Annotated in this window: 13 protein-coding genes and 1 pseudogene; 12 read left to right on the plus strand and 2 right to left on the minus strand. The window is 37.9% G+C overall.

What is annotated here, in order from left to right; translation table 11 throughout:
- Positions 1–253 precede the first annotated feature (253 nt).
- A pseudogene (locus L866_RS09680) lies at positions 254–882 on the minus strand (transposase); the annotation flags it as partial.
- 270 nt (positions 883–1152) lie between these two features.
- On the opposite strand from L866_RS09680, the gene L866_RS0106380 reads away from it, so the two are divergent.
- The 8 genes from L866_RS0106380 to hslU all read left to right on the plus strand — a co-directional run bounded on the left by L866_RS0106380 (position 1153) and on the right by hslU (position 10312).
- Positions 1153–2358, plus strand: coding sequence for an aspartate aminotransferase type Ic (locus L866_RS0106380; RefSeq protein ID WP_025730263.1), 1206 nt, complete (start codon positions 1153–1155; stop codon positions 2356–2358).
- 113 nt (positions 2359–2471) lie between these two features.
- Positions 2472–3356, plus strand: a complete 885-nt coding sequence (gene ylqF / locus L866_RS0106385; protein ID WP_025730265.1) for a ribosome biogenesis GTPase YlqF — start codon at positions 2472–2474, stop codon at positions 3354–3356.
- Entirely contained in the window at positions 3346–4125 is a 780-nt protein-coding gene (locus tag L866_RS0106390; protein WP_025730267.1) for a ribonuclease HII, read from the plus strand. Before ylqF ends, L866_RS0106390 begins: the two co-directional genes overlap by 11 nt.
- Positions 4126–4170: 45 nt before the next feature.
- On the plus strand, positions 4171–4965 hold the full coding sequence (gene dprA / locus L866_RS0106395) for a DNA-processing protein DprA (RefSeq protein ID WP_025730269.1): 795 nt from the start codon (positions 4171–4173) through the stop codon (positions 4963–4965).
- 252 nt (positions 4966–5217) lie between these two features.
- Complete coding sequence (topA, locus tag L866_RS0106400) at positions 5218–7296, plus strand: type I DNA topoisomerase (protein ID WP_025730271.1); 2079 nt, start codon at positions 5218–5220, stop codon at positions 7294–7296.
- 85 nt (positions 7297–7381) lie between these two features.
- Entirely contained in the window at positions 7382–8332 is a 951-nt protein-coding gene (locus tag L866_RS0106405; RefSeq protein ID WP_025730273.1) for a tyrosine recombinase, read from the plus strand.
- Positions 8333–8881 carry an HslVU peptidase proteolytic subunit gene (gene hslV, locus L866_RS0106410; RefSeq protein ID WP_025730275.1) on the plus strand — a complete coding sequence of 183 codons (549 nt, stop codon included), beginning with the start codon at positions 8333–8335 and terminating at the stop codon, positions 8879–8881.
- Positions 8882–8893: 12 nt separating this feature from the next.
- On the plus strand, positions 8894–10312 hold the full coding sequence (gene hslU, locus L866_RS0106415) for an ATP-dependent protease ATPase subunit HslU (RefSeq protein ID WP_025730277.1): 1419 nt from the start codon (positions 8894–8896) through the stop codon (positions 10310–10312).
- 46 nt (positions 10313–10358) lie between these two features.
- On the opposite strand, the gene plsY is transcribed toward hslU, so the two are convergent.
- Complete coding sequence (gene plsY, locus L866_RS0106420; RefSeq protein ID WP_025730279.1) at positions 10359–10961, minus strand: glycerol-3-phosphate 1-O-acyltransferase PlsY; 603 nt, start codon at positions 10959–10961, stop codon at positions 10359–10361.
- Positions 10962–11169: 208 nt separating this feature from the next.
- Between plsY and parE the strand changes: the two genes are divergently transcribed.
- The 4 genes from parE (at position 11170) to pflA (ending at position 19009) form a co-directional block, all read left to right on the plus strand.
- Positions 11170–13158 carry a DNA topoisomerase IV subunit B gene (gene parE / locus L866_RS0106425; protein WP_025730280.1) on the plus strand — a complete coding sequence of 663 codons (1989 nt, stop codon included), beginning with the start codon at positions 11170–11172 and terminating at the stop codon, positions 13156–13158.
- Positions 13151–15589 carry a DNA topoisomerase IV subunit A gene (parC, locus tag L866_RS0106430; RefSeq protein ID WP_025730281.1) on the plus strand — a complete coding sequence of 813 codons (2439 nt, stop codon included), beginning with the start codon at positions 13151–13153 and terminating at the stop codon, positions 15587–15589. The genes parE and parC overlap by 8 nt, the downstream gene beginning before the upstream one ends.
- A gap of 353 nt (positions 15590–15942) precedes the next feature.
- The gene (gene pflB / locus L866_RS0106435; RefSeq protein WP_025730282.1) at positions 15943–18171 is read left to right on the plus strand and encodes a formate C-acetyltransferase; all 2229 of its coding nucleotides are present in this window, start codon (positions 15943–15945) and stop codon (positions 18169–18171) included.
- 76 nt (positions 18172–18247) lie between these two features.
- Positions 18248–19009, plus strand: a complete 762-nt coding sequence (pflA, locus tag L866_RS0106440; protein ID WP_025730284.1) for a pyruvate formate-lyase-activating protein — start codon at positions 18248–18250, stop codon at positions 19007–19009.
- Positions 19010–19235: the final 226 nt, after the last annotated feature.

The raw sequence follows: 19235 nt of genomic DNA on the forward strand, positions 1-19235 counted from the left end.
CGCTTATAATATACAGGAGATCTGTTCTTTTTTGTACCCTAAAATAAAAAATAGAGTTGAGGCCTTCGGCCATCAACCCTATAAATTATAGAACCCTGAAATTCAATTCGTTTCACATTATGATCTTTTTCCTAATCCAACAGATACAAGAACGTTTATTTCATTTATTGAATCTTGTTCCTACACATTTTGTTAGGGAGCAGTTCACTTTTTGAGCCTCTCGTTCTTTTAAGTAATGAAAGAAATTGCATCAGGTATTATCACTTTCTTCACGTTGAATCATGAAACTGATGATTTCACGGGCACCCTCTTTCGTTATACCACTAGCAATATGGCGGCTTTTGGAAGGGGTCCGTTAAGTTTCTCTTACTTTTATATAAAGATCATTTGTCATTAAGTAAGGATAGTTTGTTTCTGAAAGTGAACGGTTCTGCTATTCATTGACCATCGGATCTAATTGTTTAGTCAGATTAGAAACAAAAGATTTAGAAACTAATTTTTCAAACAGCTCTTCAACATTTTTAAGGCTTTACGTGTCGAAATACCTGAGACATATATATGAAGCATAGAAGCGAAATGCACCTTTTCATTTCGTTGATAAAGTTCACTATCGTCGGTGAAAACTCACTGGCACGTATTCTAAATACGCGTAATTTGAGCGTTCCTACCTGATTCGTAAAGTCGCGCTCGTAGTAGCCATTTTGTTAACTTTGTCGGATTTTTAGATTGTTCATAGTTTCAGCTTAATTGTATTCCGTTCGCTGCTTTTTATCAATCGGTTGAATACAGTGGTCAAAATATTTAAAAAAAATCATTTTTTACCGAATGTGCAATAATACTTTGAATCTCATTACTATTAAGTGTAAAATGTACTGGGGTCATGTAAAGTCCTCCTGAGCATGTTTTAGTAGTTAAAAACATTGTACAGTAAAAGAGTTATTATATGGCCTTTTGTCTTTTACACAATCATATGAACTTTAACTTTCTATCGCTAAATTTTATCAATTTATTATGTTATATAAACACTAAGTTAGTAGGGTTTGATAATGAAGCGATGAGTATGTTTCGATTGACTAAGCTGATTTATCATAAATAGACTATAAAAATATCTTGAACATGATTATAATAACATGAGAAAAATGAGGCGATAATGTGAATAAAAAATATATAAAAATACTTCATTCGATAATTGATATGACTCGTGGGAAACCAGCGACAGATCAATTAATGTTAAGTGAACCAATGTATGAGTGCATCACACCTGATGTTATACGCGAGTATATTGATTATTTTAATTATGGTGGGGTGCTTGGCATACCAGAAGCCCGTCAATTATTTGCAGATGTGGTAGGCGTAACGATGGATGATGTGTTAGTCAACGACAACTCTAGTTTAAAATTAATGAATGATCTTTTAACTTGGTACATGCTCTTTGGTGTCGGTAGCGGAGCAACACCTTGGCGCACACTTGAATCCGTTCGTTTCCTATGCCCAGTTCCCGGATATGACCGCCATTTTAAAATTTTAGAACAACTAGGCATTGAAATGATTAACATTCGAATGTTACCAGATGGACCAGATATGGATCAAGTTGAAGCATTAGTCGCAAATGATCCGGCTATTAAGGGAATCATTTGTGTCCCAACGTATAGTAACCCGGAAGGAATTACTTTTAGTAATGAAGTCGTTGAACGCTTAGCGACTTTAACGCCGGCAGCGGATGATTTTCGTATTTTTTACGATGATGCATATCATTTCCATCACTTAGATGAGGACTACTTAACTCGTCATCAAGCAAATTTATTTAAGTTAGCACAAACGCACGGCACGGCAGACCGTGTTTTAATTTTTTTATCGACATCTAAAATTACAATTCCAGGTGCAGGTATTTCTGCTTTAATTACGAGTCCAGCGAACATGGCATACTTAGTTCAACAATTAAGTATTCAAAGTATTGGACCAAATAAAGTTAATCAGTTGCAACATGTGTTATTCTTAAAAGATGCTGCGCATTTAGAACAACTCATGCAACAGCATGCTCAATTATTACTTCCAAAGTTTCAAATTGTTAATGATTATTTAACGCGCTATTTTGGAGAGACTGATCGCATTCAATGGATGATGCCACATGGAGGCTATTTCATTAGCTTGAAATGCCCAAAAGGGACAGCCAAACGCATTATAAAAACGTGCTTAGAGCATGGGGTGAAGTTAACGCCTGCTGGTTCAGAGTTCCCTTATCAAACCGATCCAGATGATCATACCATTCGATTAGCCCCAACGTATCTGACTCGTGATGAATTAGAACAAGCCATGCATATCGTGTGTGAGGTTATTCAAGCGGTGTTAAATGATTAATCGCAAAATTGTTAAAGAAAAATAAAGAAATTTAGGTCGGGAGCTTGATAAATTTTCCCACTAAAAGCATGTTTGTTATAAGACAAACTCCATATGGAAAGGATTTATAAATTATGGCTACTATTCAATGGTTCCCCGGGCATATGGCGAAAACCATTCGTCAAGTTCGGGAACAACTTAAACACGTCGATGTCGTCGTTGAATGTTTGGACGCACGAGTTCCATTATCGAGTCGGAACCCAGTGATTGATGAAATTCGTCAAGGAAAAAAACATATCATTCTTTTAAATAAAGTCGATTTGGCAGATCCTAAACGAACGGATCAATGGACAAGTTATTATCAAAATCAAGGCGCACAAGTCGTTCAAATGAACGCAAAAGAAGGACAAGGAATTGATACTTTCAAACGGGTTGTCCGCGAATTAATGGCGCAAAAGAAACAAGAGTTAGAAGCAAAAGGGGTTAACGCACCTGCGATTCGTTTATTAATTTTAGGCATTCCAAATGCTGGGAAATCGACATTAATTAACCGTTTAGTCGGTAAAAATCAAGCCCAAACAGCCAACCGTCCAGGCGTAACGCAATCGCTACGTTGGATGAAAGTCGGTACAGACTTTGAATTATTAGACACACCAGGAATTTTATGGCCGAAATTCCAAGATCCAAGGTTAGCGGAGCGTTTAGCGATTACCGGATCGATTAAAGATCAACTACTTTACTTAGACGATATCGCCCTAAGTGCGATGCGTCAATTAAACGATACATTAAAACCAACATTTGAATCACTATACAAAGTGTCTTGGCCAGCTGATGAAGAGGAGTATCCGGAATTATTGATTCACTTAGCGAAACGTTTAGGATTTCGTGATGATTATGAAAAAGCGAGCATTCGTTTTTTGAAAGATTTAAGAGCCGGTCGTTTAGGGCGCTTTACGTATGATCATTTAGATGAAGTAGACACATGGAAGAATCAACAGGATGGAAGCCATGACGAATAAATCACGCTTAACCTTATCGCAATTGAAACTAGCGCTCAATCAAGTCACATCACGGACAGATGCGATTTTAGTCGCAACTGAACAGGATGAACGCCAAGGGGCACAAAAACTTGTTAAACAGACGCTAAGCCGTTTAGAGAAGGTGGCGCAACGCCGGGCTTTCTTTGAAGAGACCGTTCAACATGATATTCAACTCACTCAACAAGGACAACGTTATGTCATTGGGGTAGATGAAGTGGGTCGTGGACCACTTGCTGGACCGGTTGTTGTCGCAGCTGTTATTTTACCATTAGACCAATTAGAAGACGTAGGATTTGATGATAGTAAACGTCTTACCCTTGCTCAACGAGAACAAGTGAGTGACTGGGTGAAGGAACATGCGGTTAAATATCAAATTGTCGAAAAAGATGCAGCTTTTATTGATACGCATAATATATTAGAAGCAACTCGTTTAGCCATGAAAGAAGCTGTTTTAGCTTTAGAAGAACCAACAGCGATGGTCTTGGTGGATGCTTTAACATTAGATATACCACACGACCAGCTAGGTATCATTAAAGGTGATCAACGGAGTGTGAGTATTCAAGCGGCCAGTTCCTTAGCTAAAGTCTATCGGGATGAATTGATGATTAAATGGAGTCAAACTTATCCCGGCTATGATTTTGAGCATAATATGGGATATGGGACACAGCATCACTTAGATGGTTTAAAACGTTATGGTGCAACTCCAATCCACCGACGTAGTTTTGAACCTATTAAAAGTCAATATTAGTCGATTGAACACCGCTTAGCGTCTATGATGTTAGGAGGTGTTTTTTTGGAACTAAAGGAATGGGTATTAGCTTTGAGTTTGACCCGATTACCATTGAAAGAAAAATATGAACATTTAGAGCGAGTCGCTCAACAACCAGCATATCGGCATAAGCTGTCTTTAGATGAGGAAGTAGTTAAGCGCGCACACACGTTAATGAAGCAATCTGTTAATTTTTTGACTCGATTAGATCCAGCGTATCCGCCATGGTTAAAAGAAATTTATCAGCCCCCTATTGTACTTTATTATGAAGGAGATAGTCGCTTACTGCGAACAGCGGGAATTGGTATGGTCGGCAGTCGGATGATGACAAGCTATGGGCAACAGGTGATTGATCAGTTACTACACACATATCCACCATGCTTAAAAACGCGACCGATTATTAGTGGCTTAGCTGATGGAATCGATGGATACAGTCACGTCGTTGCGTTGAATCAACAAATTCCGACGATTGCAGTTGTAGGGACAGGCTTAAATCACACGTATCCAGCTAAACATCGTATGTTGGATCGGATGATTCGACAAAACGGTTTAGTATTGAGTGAATATCCACCTGACACGCCGCCTAAACGCCACCATTTTCCAATGCGTAATCGAATTATTGCGGGCTTGTGTCGGGACCTGATTGTAGTAGAAGCAAAAGTGCAAAGTGGTAGTTTAATTACCGCTCATCTCGCCTTACAGGAAAATCGAAACGTCTATGCTGTTCCAGGATCAATTTTAAGTCCAGAATCAGCCGGGACAAACCAATTAATTCAAGCGGGCGCCACCCCTCTCTTAACATGGGAGGATTTGTGGTGAGTGATGAGTCACGGACAAAATGTTTTTAGTCGTTAAAATTCATATAAAACACAAAAAATTTCAATCATGCGGTGACTTCGAGATATTTTTTTCATTAAATATTTGACAAACGCCAACTTCTAGCATAAGATGAATTACGATTTTAGAAGTTGTTCATCAGCCTCTAAACCTGAACGACCGATTTAATTAAAGGTAGCACGACTGATCATTTGGTATCGTCCAAGTGATTTTTTAATAGAAAGGGGCAACAGTATGGCCTATAAATATTTAGTTATCGTGGAGTCTCCCACAAAATCCAAAACAATTGAACGCTATTTAGGTAAAAATTATAAAGTAGTTGCGAGTAAAGGGCATCTACGCGATCTCCCTAAAAGTAAAATGGGTGTCGATATTGAAAATGATTATGAGCCACAATACATTTCCATTCGTGGAAAAGGCCCAATTATTAAAGAACTGAAACGATATGCCAAAAAAGCAGAAAAAGTCTATCTTGCGAGTGACCCGGACCGTGAAGGGGAAGCAATTGCTTGGCATTTAGCTCACTTACTTGATTTAGATGTGAATGCACCGATACGTGTCGTCTTTAATGAGATTACAAAAGACGCCGTAAAAGAAGCGTTTAAACACCCACGTCAAATTGAACCGGACTTAGTCGACGCACAACAAGCGCGACGTGTTTTAGATCGATTAGTGGGCTACACACTTTCTCCTATATTATGGAAGAAAGTTAAAAAAGGCTTGAGTGCTGGACGGGTTCAATCCGTTGCGTTGAAGCTAATTATTGACCGTGAAGAAGAAATTAAAGCCTTTAAACCAGAAGAATACTGGTCACTCGAAGGATCTTTTCAAGCACCGAAAGAGAAAAAGACTTTCACAGGTCAATTGTCTGAAGTGAAAAAGAAAAAACAAAAAATTGAAAGTAAAGAAGCTATGGACGAAGTACTCGCCTTAATTGACGAAAACAAACCGTTCATAGTTGATACGTTAACGAAGAAAAAGCGTCAACGTCATCCGCAACTACCGTTTACAACAAGTTCCTTGCAACAAGATGCAGCGAATAAGTTAAACTTCCGATCGCGTAAAACGATGATGGTCGCACAGCAACTGTATGAAGGGGTAGCATTAGGTCGAAGCGGACAAACTGGTTTAATTACTTATATGCGTACCGATTCAACGCGTGTTTCAGCAACGGCGATTAATGAAGCCACTCAATTTATCGAAGATTCATACGGTAAAGAATACTTATCTGCTAGTAAAAAAATCGCTAAGCAAAAAGAAGGCGCACAAGATGCGCATGAGGCCATTCGTCCAAGTTCGGCTTTGCGCACACCTGAAAGTATTAAAAGTTATTTAACGAAAGATCAATACCGTTTATACAATTTAATCTGGTCACGTTTTGTCGCTAGTCAAATGGCGAGTGCGACTTTTGATACAGTGGCGATGGATTTAGTGCAAGACGATGTAACATTTCGAGCAAATGGTTCAATTTTAATATTTGACGGGTTCTTAAAAGTATATGGCAGCAATAAAAATGACAAAAAAGCCAATCCTTTACCAGAATTGGAAGAAGGCAGCCAAGTTGATTTAGTAGAGCTCTTGCCGGAGCAACACTTTACACAACCACCAGCACGTTATACAGAAGCGACGTTAATTAAAACGTTAGAAGAAATTGGAGTCGGTCGTCCGTCGACTTATTCACCAACCATCGATACATTACAACGTCGATACTATGTTAAATTAGCGGCTAAACGTTTCGAACCGACTGAGTTGGGTGAAATTGTTAATCAACTCATTAATTCATACTTCTCCAATATTGTGGATACCAACTTCACCGCTGAAATGGAGAAAGAACTAGATGGCATTGAAGCCGGACGCTTTGAATGGATTGACGTTGTGGATCGTTTCTTCCAGCCGTTTAGTAAAGAAGTCGACCGTGCAAGTGATGAAATTGAAAAAATAGAAATTAAAGATGAAAAAGCCGGATTTAGTTGTCCAGAGTGTGGCAATGACATGGTGATTAAATTGGGTCGTTATGGGAAGTTTTATGCATGTAGCAATTTCCCAGATTGTCGTCATACAGAAGCCATCGTCAAAAAAGTGGGTGTAACCTGTCCGACATGTCAAAAAGGCGACGTAATTGAACGTAAAACGAAGAAAAATCGACTGTTTTATGGATGTAGTCGTTATCCTGAATGTGAATTTGTGTCATGGGATAAACCATTACCACGCAACTGTCCAAAATGTGATCACTTCTTAATTGAGAAGAAAGTCCGTGGTGGCATGCAAGTGCAATGTTCAAATTGTGATTATAAAGAAGAAAAACAAGGTTAAAAATATAAAGATTAGATGAAATCCGACTTTCGTCTAATCTTTTTTCTATCGATTTTGTTATAATGAAGTCCATTGAGGTGAGAAAATGACCGAACAATTAACTAAAGACCAACGACTCATTAAACAATATGAACATTATATGGTTCACATTCGTAATTTTAGTAGTGATACAGTGAGTAGTTACTTACGCGATTTGAATCAATTTAGTACTTTTTTATCGAGTAGTGGTGGTGGAGATTTACTCACAGTTAGTAGTCGCGATGTCCGGTTATATTTAGCAGAATGTTATGACCAAGGCTTAAAGCGTAAAACGATGGCACGTAAAGCATCAAGTTTGCGCCACTTTTATCGGTTTTTGATTATGGAAGGGAAATTATCCATTAATCCGTTAGAAATGATTGAAGTACCGATTCGTGAGAAACACTTGCCTGAATTTTTTTATGAAGAAGAAATGCGCCAATTGTTGGATGGGTTGGAAGACCGCACCCCACTTGATTTACGTAATCGCGCCATTATGGAATTACTTTATGCAACAGGCATGCGGATTTTTGAGGTCGAACATTTAACATTACGTCAAATCGATCGCGCGAATCAAATGATTTTAGTACATGGTAAAGGGAATAAAGATCGCTTAGTTCCATTTAATACGCATACACAACAGGCTTTAACGGCCTATTTAGATGAAGGACGACCTTCTTTAATGACACAAGCAGATGAACCGCATGATTTTGTTTTCGTGAATCATCGGGGTGAACAATTGACAACGAATGGTTTTCGGTATATTTTGAATGATATACTGAAACGTTCTAAATTGGGTGGTACCATTTATCCGCATAAGATGCGTCATTCATTTGCGACACATTTAATTAATCGTGGTGCAGATTTGCGTACCGTTCAAGAATTGTTAGGACATCGTAGCTTAGAAGCTACACAAATTTATACGCATATTGAACAAGATACGTTGAAGCAAGCCATTGATCAATTTTTACCGCTTCAAGATCGGCCGGTTTTCGATGTAAAGAGGAAGGATGATTAAATGACAACGATATGTGCAGTAAAAAATAAAACAGGGGTTGCGATGGCTGGAGATGGCCAAGTAACATTGGGTGAACGGGTCATTATGAAAGGCACAGCACGCAAAGTACGTCGTATTTATCATGGTGATGTGATAGTTGGTTTTGCGGGTGGCGTAGCCGATGCAATTACATTAGAAGAAATGTTTAGTAGTAAACTTACCGAATTTAAAGGAAACTTACGTCGTGCAGCCATTGAAATGGCACGAAGCTGGCGCCGCGATAAAATGTTACAAAAACTAGAAGCAATGTTAATTGTAATGAATAAAGATGATTTACTATTAGTAAGTGGTACGGGTGAAGTCATTGAACCAGATGATGGCGTCTTAACTGTTGGATCAGGTGGCAATTTTGCATTAGCTGCGGCACGTGCATTAATTGATAGTGATTTGTCAGCCGAAGAGATTGCGACACGCAGTTTAAAAATCGCTTCAGAAATTGATGTTTATACGAATGATCAAATTATTTGTGAATCGATCGAATCATCTACTGTAGAGAATAAATCGGTATAAAGGAGATAGTTTATGAATCGTCAATTAGGATTAACCCCACGTCAAATTGTGGAACGTTTAGATCAATACATCGTGGGACAACATGATGCCAAGCGCTCTGTGGCAGTTGCTTTGCGGAATCGTTATCGTCGCATGCAATTAACGCAAGATATGGCGCAAGAAATTACGCCTAAAAACTTATTAATGATTGGACCTACAGGAGTCGGTAAAACAGAAATTGCGAGACGTTTAGCCAAATTGGTTCATGCGCCCTTTATTAAAGTAGAAGCAACGAAATTTACTGAAGTTGGGTATGTCGGTCGTGATGTCGAGTCTATGGTTCGTGATTTAGTTGAGAATAGCGTGCAACTAGTTAAAGAGGAAGAAAAAGAACTAGTTCGTGCGGAAGCGTTTAATCGCGCAGTAAAAAAACTTGCTAAAATTATGAAGCCAGGCATTATGAAAAAGAAAACAGAACAAGACTATATGAAAAACTTAGGTCAGTTATTTGGTGGACAAAATAGTTTAGGGAACATTTTTCAAGCGGCTCAAGAAGAAGCAGACGAAGATGTGACGCCTGAAATTGCGCAAACACGTAAAGAGATTGAACAACAATTGCGTAATGGGCTATTGGACCAACAAGAAGTGACGATTAAAATTGAACGAAAACCACAACCTGTTGTGGGAGCTAACCCAGCCATGGAACAAATGGAATCTTTACAAGAAACTTTGGGCCAATTTGGACCAAAACAAAAAGTGGAACGAGCCGTTACGGTGAAAGAAGCCTTAGATATTTTAACGGATGAAGCAGCAGATATGTTGATTAATCCTGAAGATGTAAATGCTAAAGCGATTAAACGAGCGAGCCAAGAAGGGATTATCTTTATTGACGAAATCGATAAAATCACTAGCAACGGCGAACAATCAGGTACCGTTTCACGTGAAGGTGTACAACGCGATATTTTACCGATTGTCGAAGGAAGCCAAGTGCGTACGAAATATGGTGTTATTCATACGGATCATATTTTATTTATCGGTTCAGGTGCCTTTCACGTAGCGACACCTAGTGATTTAATTCCAGAATTACAAGGACGTTTCCCAATTCGTGTGGAGTTAACAGACTTAACGATTGAAGATTTTGAGCGCATTTTAACTGAACCAACGCATGCGTTATTAAAACAGTATGAAGCCATTTTACAAACTGAAAATGTAACGATTAATTTCACACAAGAAGCTATTCATCGTTTAGCGGAATATGCGTTTGAATTAAATAGTAAGACTGAAAATATTGGTGCGCGTCGTTTGCATACCATTTTAGAAAAAGTATTGGAAGAATTACTTTTTGAAGCGCCTGATATGCAAATGGGAGAAATATTAATTACAGAACAATACGTGGATCAACGACTTAGCCATCTAGTTCAAGATGAACAAATGAATCATTACATTTTATAAAAAAAGAAGCATGACACGCTTAATCGCTGTCATGCTCTTTTATATGTTATTTTTGTTTTGAACGAAAGCCAAACGGTACTTTTGACTCAGTTCCATCTAATAATCGTTTGACGTTACTCCGATGACGATAGACAATGAATATAAAGACGCCGAAAACAATCCAATGTAAAACGGGATCATTATAGTAGTAAAGCACCCATAGCCATCCTAAGAAAATGGTTACCATACTCGTTAAAGATACCATCCGGGTAAAGTAAAGAATAATAGCAAAAACAATGATAACTTCAATAAATAAGAGAGGTAAGTACCCTAACATAATACCCGCAAAGGTAGCAACGGCTTTTCCTCCTTTAAAGTGAGCAAAAATCGGATAAGTATGGCCTAGAATAGCGAATAAACCAATAATCAGCGGATGCCAAGTGGTCCCAAGAGCGATGGCTACTACAACGGGAATCGTTCCTTTTAAAATATCGATCGTTAAAACGATAATGCCGGCCTGTTTACCAAGCACACGAAATGTATTAGTGGAACCAGAATTACCAGAACCATACTGACGAATGTCTTTATGATAAAATTGTTTACCAATCCATACACCAGTTGGAATGGATCCCATGAAGTAGGCGAATAAAAGCAATAATAGTTGTTTCATATAGACCTCCTTTTCAACGTATTATATCATGTTTTATTAGCTTAAAGAAGAGAACACTAATGATGAAAACATGAACTATTTTCATAAAAATTCATTCACCTAAATGAAAAAAGAATGAGTCGTGAGTTGTCAAAATGAAAAGAGTTTGATATTCTAACAACGATACATATTGATAAGAAGTGACTTAAATGAAGGGAAACGAAAATGAATGAGTAAAAAAGAGATAAAATATAATGATGATGCCATTCAGGTTTTAGAAGGATTAGAAGCCGTTAGGAAGCGCCCAGGTATGTATATCGGGTCAACAGATAATCGCGGTCTACATCACTTGGCATTTGAAATTGTTGACAATTCCGTTGATGAAGCACTTTCCGGTTTTGCGACGACAATTGATGTCACCATTCATAAAGATAAAAGCTTGAGCGTTCGAGATAACGGACGTGGTATGCCCACTGGTATGAATAAAAAAAGTGGGAAATCAACGATTGAAGTAATTTTCACTGTCCTTCATGCTGGAGGGAAATTTGGACAAGGTGGATATAAAACGTCTGGTGGTTTACACGGTGTAGGTGCCAGTGTCGTTAATGCGCTGTCGGATGAATTAACCGTTGAAGTCAAACGAGAAGGTAAGTTATATCGTCAGCACTTTAAAAATGGCGGTGTGCCAGCAGGGAAAATGACGAGTGAAAAAGCAGCGAACAAACAATCAGGAACTTATGTCCGCTTTTTACCAAGCGAATCAGTTTTTGGTAAATTCAATTGGTCTTATGCTACTTTAAGTGAACGATTCCGTGAAGCAGCCTTTCTGCTTAAAGGATTAAAAATTACGTTAACCGATGAACAAAATGATCAAACTGATACCTTTTACTATGAAGAAGGGATTAAAGAGTTCGTCGCTTACTTAAATGAAGATAAGGATACGTTGACTGATATTATTCCTATTGAAGGAACAGATCAAGGGATTGAAGTCGAATGTGCCTTACAATACAATGACGGCTATGCTGAGACGATTTTAAGTTTCGTTAACAATGTCCGTACGAAAGACGGGGGAACGCACGAGGTTGGCTTCAAATCCGCCTTGACGAAAGCCTTTAATGAGTATGCACGTCAAATGAAATGGTTAAAAGAAAAAGATAAAAATTTAGATGGTAGTGATGTGCGCGAAGGCGTATCCGCTATTATCTCTTTACGTGTGCCAGAAGAGTTATTACAATTTGAAGGGCAAACGAAAGGGAAGTTGGGGACACCTCAAGCTCGGACAGCAGTTGACCGTATCGTGATGGAACAAATCACTTATTTCTTAACGGAAAATGGGGACCAATCGAAAAATCTTGTCCAAAAAGCGATTCGTGCGAAAGAAGCGCGAGAAGCCTCTCGAAAAGCGCGAGAAGAATCTCGGAACGGCAAAAATAAACGCCAACGTTCAGCGCTTTTATCCGGTAAGTTAACACCTGCTCAATCTAAGAACGTGAAGAAAAATGAATTGTACTTAGTCGAAGGGGATTCAGCGGGTGGATCTGCTAAATTAGGACGTGATCGTAAATTCCAAGCCATCTTACCTTTGCGTGGGAAAGTTATTAATACGGAACGTGCTTCAATTACCGATATTATGAAAAATGAAGAAATCAATACGATTATTCATACCATTGGTGCAGGCGTTGGGCCTGACTTTGATTTAGACCAAGCCCAATACGAAAAAGTGATTATTATGACCGATGCGGATACCGATGGGGCACATATTCAAGTATTACTCTTAACCTTCTTCTATCGTTACATGAAACCTTTAATTGAAGCAGGGAAAGTCTACTTAGCTATGCCTCCACTTTATAAAGTATCTAAAGGAAGTGGAAAAAAAGCACGCATAGCATATGCTTGGACAGAAGGCGAGTTAGCTCAAGCTATTAAAGAAGTGGGTAAAGGCTATGTTTTACAACGGTACAAAGGGTTAGGGGAAATGAATGCCGACCAATTATGGGAAACGACAATGGATCCTGAACACCGTACACTCATTCGGGTGACGTTGGATGATCACGCACAAGCAGAACGACGCGTCAGTGTGTTAATGGGGAATAAAGTTGAACCACGCCGTCGTTGGATTGAGAAAAACGTCGAATTTGAAATGGGTGAATTAGATGGATTACTAGAACGTTCCATGGACCCGTTAAGTGATGAAGAGGAGGAACAATCACATGACTGAACGATCATTAATTGAAGAAATTAATTTAGATGAAGTGATGGGTGATCGATTTGGTCGCTACTCTAAATATATTATTCAAGAACGTGCCTTACCAGATATTCGTGACGGTTTAAAGCCCGTTCAACGACGTATTTTATACGCAATGTATCGTGATCGAAATACGTATGATCATCCTTTCCGTAAATCCGCTAAAACAGTAGGGAATGTTATTGGTAACTACCATCCTCATGGTGATAGCAGTGTCTATGAAGCGATGGTTCGGATGAGTCAAGATTGGAAATTACGCCATGAACTCATTGAAATGCACGGTAATAATGGTTCAATGGATGGAGACCCAGCAGCAGCAATGCGTTATACCGAAGCTCGTTTAGCACGTTTATCGAATGAATTATTGACGGACATCGAGAAAGAGACCGTTCCATTTATTGATAACTTTGATGATACATTAATGGAGCCGACCGTTTTACCAGCGGGATACCCTAACTTGTTAGTCAATGGAGCGACTGGAATTTCAGCCGGTTATGCGACTGACATCCCGTCACATAATTTAAAAGAGATTATTGATGCGACGATCCAACTTATTAAGAAACCAGAAACGACTTTAAAACAATTACTTAAAATTGTAAAAGGACCTGATTTCCCAACAGGTGGTATTATTCAAGGGGCGGACCAATTAGAAACTATTTATAAAAAAGGGAAAGGACGCCTAATCGTTAGAAGTCAAACGACGATTGAAACAGTTCGAGGAGGACGCCAACAAATTGTCGTCTCCGAAATACCTTATGAAATTAATAAAGCAACATTAATTCGTAAAATTGATGAAATTCGTTTAAATCGTAATGTAGAAGGGATTTTAGAAGTTCGTGACGAAAGTGATCGAAACGGCTTATCAATCGTCATCGATTTGAAAAAAGACGCAAATGCTGAAGGGATTTTGCAATATTTATTGAAGAAAACAGATTTACAAGTTAATTACAATTTCAATATGATTGCCATTCATAACCAGCATCCCGTTCAAGTCGGGTTAATGGATATTTTGAATGCCTATATTTCGTTTAAAGCATCTGTCATCAAAAAGCGGACACAATTTGATTTAAGTAAAGCCGAAGCACGTTTACATATTGTCGATGGATTAATTCAAGCACTTTCTGTGTTAGATGAAGTGATAGCGATTATTCGAGGTAGTCAAGATAAACAAGATGCTAAATCACAATTAATGGAACGATTTGATTTTACGGATGCACAAGCAGAAGCGATTGTTAGTTTACGTCTATATCGTTTGTCGAATACAGATATTAAAACGTTACAAAATGAACGACTTGATTTGAATGAATCGATTCATTTTTATCATCAAATTTTGACAGAAGAGTCTGCATTAAACCAAGTAATCGTTCGCGAATTAGAACAAGTAAAAAAGACTTTTGCACAGCCGAGACGTACAGTGATTGAGCAAAAAATCGAAGAAATTGTCATCGATCAAGAGGTTCTTGTACCTGATGAAGAAGTAAAAGTGGTGATTACTGCTGGTAATTATTACAAACGGACATCTATGCGTAGTTTCCAAGCAAGTGAATTCAACGATTTAGGTGTGAAAGAAGGCGATTCTCCACTCTTTGTTCAAACGATGAGTACGTTAGATGAATTAGTTATCCTAACGAATAAAGGGAATTATTTAAACATTCCGGTTCATTACTTGCCAGAAAGTCGTTGGAAAGATCTAGGAATGCATTTTAGTCAACATTATGCTTTCTTACCAGATGAACGAGTGATTCAAGTCTTCAAATGGTCCGATATTAAAGATCGCATGTTAACGTTAGTGACAAAAGAAGGACAAATTAAACACGTATTAGGTGAGGAATTCACAACCTATCGGACGAATAAATCTCAAACACGTCTGGCAATGACTTTGAAGACAGAGACGGATGAAGTCATCGCCGTTCGTGAACAATCCACCGATTTAGAAAATGACGCGGTATTAGTGACGAAACAAGGATTCATTTTACGTTATCCAAGCCAAGAAATATCAACAGTTCGACTTCAAGCAAGCGGTGTGATTGCAATTAATCTAAAAGCTAGTGATGAAGTGATTGGCATGACGATGATTCAACCGAATGATCCAAGTGAATTACTAATAGTTGTCACACATCGCGGCTTAGTAAAAGTATTTAAAGGCATAGAAGTTCCGGTACTTTCACGTGCAAAACGTGGAGTACGAGTAACTCGAACATTAAAATCGAATCCACATGAAATGATTTACTTCAACACATTAAATCAAGCAGCTGAATTGAAGGTGAGAAGTGATGATCAACCAATATGGATGGTGCCTTCTTCTGAGTTGGGCGTTCATGGATTTGATTCAAACGGATCATTTATCGATGAAATTAAAGACCAACCAAATTTAGACGTTGTACAAAATACGTTTAAAGCTTAAATAAAAAATTAGGACACCTTCTTTCTAAAGAAGTGTGTCTTTTTTTATGACATAAAATGGATGAAAACGATTTAAATTATAATCATTCTGTATTAATACAGGCCTCCTGTTATTCTTTGTGTTATTAAATATTAGTACAGTACCTAATAGTATTAAATATATTTCACAAAGGTTAAAAAATATCTTGCCAATAAAAACTGTATCTAGCATATATTTAATAATGAAAGCGATATTTTTCTTTGTGAAAAAACAATAAAACTATTGCATTTATAGTAGAACGTGTTATACTTTAAGAGTAGAAACTGTTACAAAAAAGCATTTGACAATAGTTTTGAAATTTAAGGAGGAATTATATGGCATGGGAAGGTTTTAAAGGTCATACGTGGAAAGAAGAAATCAACGTTCGTGACTTTATTCAACAAAACTATACAGAATATACAGGAGACGATAAATTCTTAGCTGGTCCTACAGAAGCAACTACAGCTTTATGGGCACAAGTAATGGAATTATCTAAACAAGAACGTGAAAACGGTGGCGTTCTAGACATGGATACAAAAGTAGTTTCAACAATTACTTCACATGGTCCTGGTTACTTAAATAAAGATAAAGAAACTGTTGTAGGATTCCAAACAGACGTACCATTCAAACGTTCATTACAACCATTTGGTGGTATTCGTATGGCAGAAGCTTCAGCAGCAGCTTATGGATACAAAATTGACGAAGAAGTATCTCACATTTTCCGTGAATACAGAAAAACACATAACCAAGGTGTTTTCGATGCTTACACACCAGAAATGCGTAAAGCTCGTTCAAACAAAATTATTACAGGTTTACCAGATGCTTACGGACGTGGACGTATCATCGGTGACTACCGTCGTGTAGCTTTATACGGTGTTGACCACTTAATGGCTGAAAAAGTTAATGATTGGAACAACACAGGTGACGGCACAATGACAGAAGATGTTATTCGTTTACGTGAAGAAATCAGCGAACAACATCGTGCATTAGCAGAATTAAAAGAATTAGGTAACATTTACGGTTTTGATATTTCTAAACCAGCTACTAACGCGCGTGAAGCTTTCCAATGGACATACTTCGCATACTTAGCAGCTGTTAAAGAACAAAACGGTGCTGCAATGTCATTAGGTCGTGTATCTACATTCTTAGATATCTACATTGACCGTGACTTAGCAAACGGAACATTAACTGAAGAAGAAGCTCAAGAATTAGTTGACCACTTCGTTATGAAATTACGTTTAGTTAAATTTGCACGTACACCAGACTACAACGAATTATTCTCTGGAGACCCAACTTGGGTAACTGAATCAATCGCAGGTATTGGTTTAGATGGACGTTCATTAGTAACTAAATCATCATTCCGTTTCTTACACACATTATATAACTTAGGACCAGCTCCAGAACCAAACTTGACAGTTCTATGGTCACCAAAATTACCTGAAGGATTCAAACGTTTTGCAACTCGCGTTTCAATCGATACTTCAGCAATCCAATATGAAAACGACGAAGTAATGCGTCCTGAATACGGTGACGACTACGGAATCGCATGTTGTGTGTCTGCAATGAGAATTGGTAAACAAATGCAATTCTTCGGAGCTCGTGCGAACTTAGCTAAATGTTTACTATACGCAATCAACGGTGGGGTAGACGAAAAAACAGGTGCACAAGTTGGACCTAACTTCGAACCAATCCGTTCAGATTACTTAGATTACGAAGAAGTAATGCAAAAATTCGATGCAATGGAAGAATGGTTAGTTGGCTTATACGTGAATACATTAAATGTTATTCACTTTATGCATGACAAATATTCTTACGAAAGAATCCAAATGGCTCTTTACGATACAGAAGTATTCCGTACAATGGCTACTGGTATCGCAGGATTCTCAGTTGCAGCTGACTCATTATCAGCTATTAAACACGCAAAAGTTAAAGTAGTTCGTGATCCAGAAACAGGTTTAGCTGTTGATTACGAAATCGAAGGCGACTATCCAAAATACGGTAACAATGATGACCGTGTTGACGAAATTGCTGTTAACTTATTGAAAAACTTCATTACTAAAGTTAAAAAACATAAAACATACCGTAACTCAACACCTACAACATCAATCTTAACAATTACATCAAACGTTGTTTATGGTAAGAGTACAGGTCATACACCTGATGGACGTCGTGGTGGTACACCATTCGCTCCAGGAGCAAACCCATTACACGGACGTGACACACACGGTGCGTTAGCAAGTTTATCTTCAGTAGCTAAAATTCCTTATGAATACTCATTAGACGGAATTTCTAACACATTCTCAATCGTACCTAAAGCATTAGGTAAAGAATTAGAAACTCAAGAAGATAACTTAGCAATGATGTTAGATGGATACTCAAGAAAAGGTGGTCACCACTTAAATATCAACGTATTTAACCGTGACACATTACTTGATGCTATGGATCATCCAGAAAACTATCCACAATTAACAATTCGTGTATCTGGTTACGCAGTTAACTTTATTAAATTAACTCGTGAACAACAATTAGACGTTATCAAACGTACAATGCACGAAAGCATGTAATAAATATTATTCAAACGATAAAAGCGGATGGTATGCCATCCGCTTTTTAAAACGAATGAGAGAAAGGATGTAAAGTATGTCAGAATCTACAGTTGGTTATGTTCATTCAACTGAAAGCTTCGGATCTGTTGATGGACCAGGTATTCGTTTCGTATCGTTTTTGCAAGGATGTAGAATGCGATGCGAGTTTTGTCACAATCCAGATACTTGGAACATAGGAGGAGGCAAGCCTTTTACTCCGAGAGAACTTTTAGATGAAGCGTTAAAATATAAAGAATTTTGGGGTGATAAAGGTGGTGTCACAGTAAGTGGTGGCGAGCCGTTACTTCAATTAGATTTTTTGATTGAATATTTTAAATTGGCTAAATCAGAAGGAGTTCACACCGCGCTTGATACTTGTGGCATGCCGTTTACTTATGACGAGCCTTTCTTCTCAAAGTTCGACGAACTAATGGATTATACAGATTTAGTTCTATATGATATTAAGCATATTCGAAGTGATTTACACCGTAAATTAACCGGTTGGCCCAATGAAAATATTCTTGAAATGGGCCGCTTCTTATCCAAAAAAAGAGTTCCTGTTTGGGTAAGACACGTTTTAGTTCCAGAACGGTCAGATTATGATGAATATTTAATTGAGCTGGATGAATTTGTTAAAACTTTGGATAATGTTTACAAAGTTGAAATTCTACCATATCATACAATGGGACGTTATAAATGGGAAAACTTAGGAATTAAATACACACTAGACGGTATTGAGCCGCCTACAGAAGATCGTGTCATTAACGCACGTAATTTACTTCATACTTCTGAGTATACGCGTTACAAAAATGCTTAATAGTCAATACTAACCTCTAAAGTAAAAGCTTATCCTGCTTTACTTTAGAGGTTTTATTGTATCTATAAATGTCGAGAATAAAAAAGTATAATGAGCAAAAAAATAAGCATTTATGTTAATTTACATTAAATGGGTTCTATAATTTATAGGGTTGATGGCCAAAGGCCTCAACTCTATTTTTTATTTTAGGGTACAAAAAAGAACAGATCTCCTGTATATTATAAGC

It is taken from the genome of Atopobacter phocae ATCC BAA-285 (genome assembly GCF_000526675.1).
GTDB lineage: Bacteria > Bacillota > Bacilli > Lactobacillales > Aerococcaceae > Atopobacter > Atopobacter phocae.

What these genes read in the sequence shown, in the direction of transcription:
- topA (WP_025730271.1), top strand. Translation starts at nt 5,218, where the DNA reads ATGGCCTATAAATATTTAGTTATCGTGGAGTCTCCCACAAAATCCAAA.
- parC (WP_025730281.1), top strand. Translation starts at nt 13,151, where the DNA reads ATGACTGAACGATCATTAATTGAAGAAATTAATTTAGATGAAGTGATG.
- L866_RS0106405 (WP_025730273.1), top strand. Translation starts at nt 7,382, where the DNA reads ATGACCGAACAATTAACTAAAGACCAACGACTCATTAAACAATATGAA.
- plsY (WP_025730279.1), bottom strand. Translation starts at nt 10,961, where the DNA reads ATGAAACAACTATTATTGCTTTTATTCGCCTACTTCATGGGATCCATT.
- pflA (WP_025730284.1), top strand. Translation starts at nt 18,248, where the DNA reads ATGTCAGAATCTACAGTTGGTTATGTTCATTCAACTGAAAGCTTCGGA.
- hslU (WP_025730277.1), top strand. Translation starts at nt 8,894, where the DNA reads ATGAATCGTCAATTAGGATTAACCCCACGTCAAATTGTGGAACGTTTA.
- L866_RS0106390 (WP_025730267.1), top strand. Translation starts at nt 3,346, where the DNA reads ATGACGAATAAATCACGCTTAACCTTATCGCAATTGAAACTAGCGCTC.
- parE (WP_025730280.1), top strand. Translation starts at nt 11,170, where the DNA reads ATGAGTAAAAAAGAGATAAAATATAATGATGATGCCATTCAGGTTTTA.
- pflB (WP_025730282.1), top strand. Translation starts at nt 15,943, where the DNA reads ATGGCATGGGAAGGTTTTAAAGGTCATACGTGGAAAGAAGAAATCAAC.
- ylqF (WP_025730265.1), top strand. Translation starts at nt 2,472, where the DNA reads ATGGCTACTATTCAATGGTTCCCCGGGCATATGGCGAAAACCATTCGT.
- hslV (WP_025730275.1), top strand. Translation starts at nt 8,333, where the DNA reads ATGACAACGATATGTGCAGTAAAAAATAAAACAGGGGTTGCGATGGCT.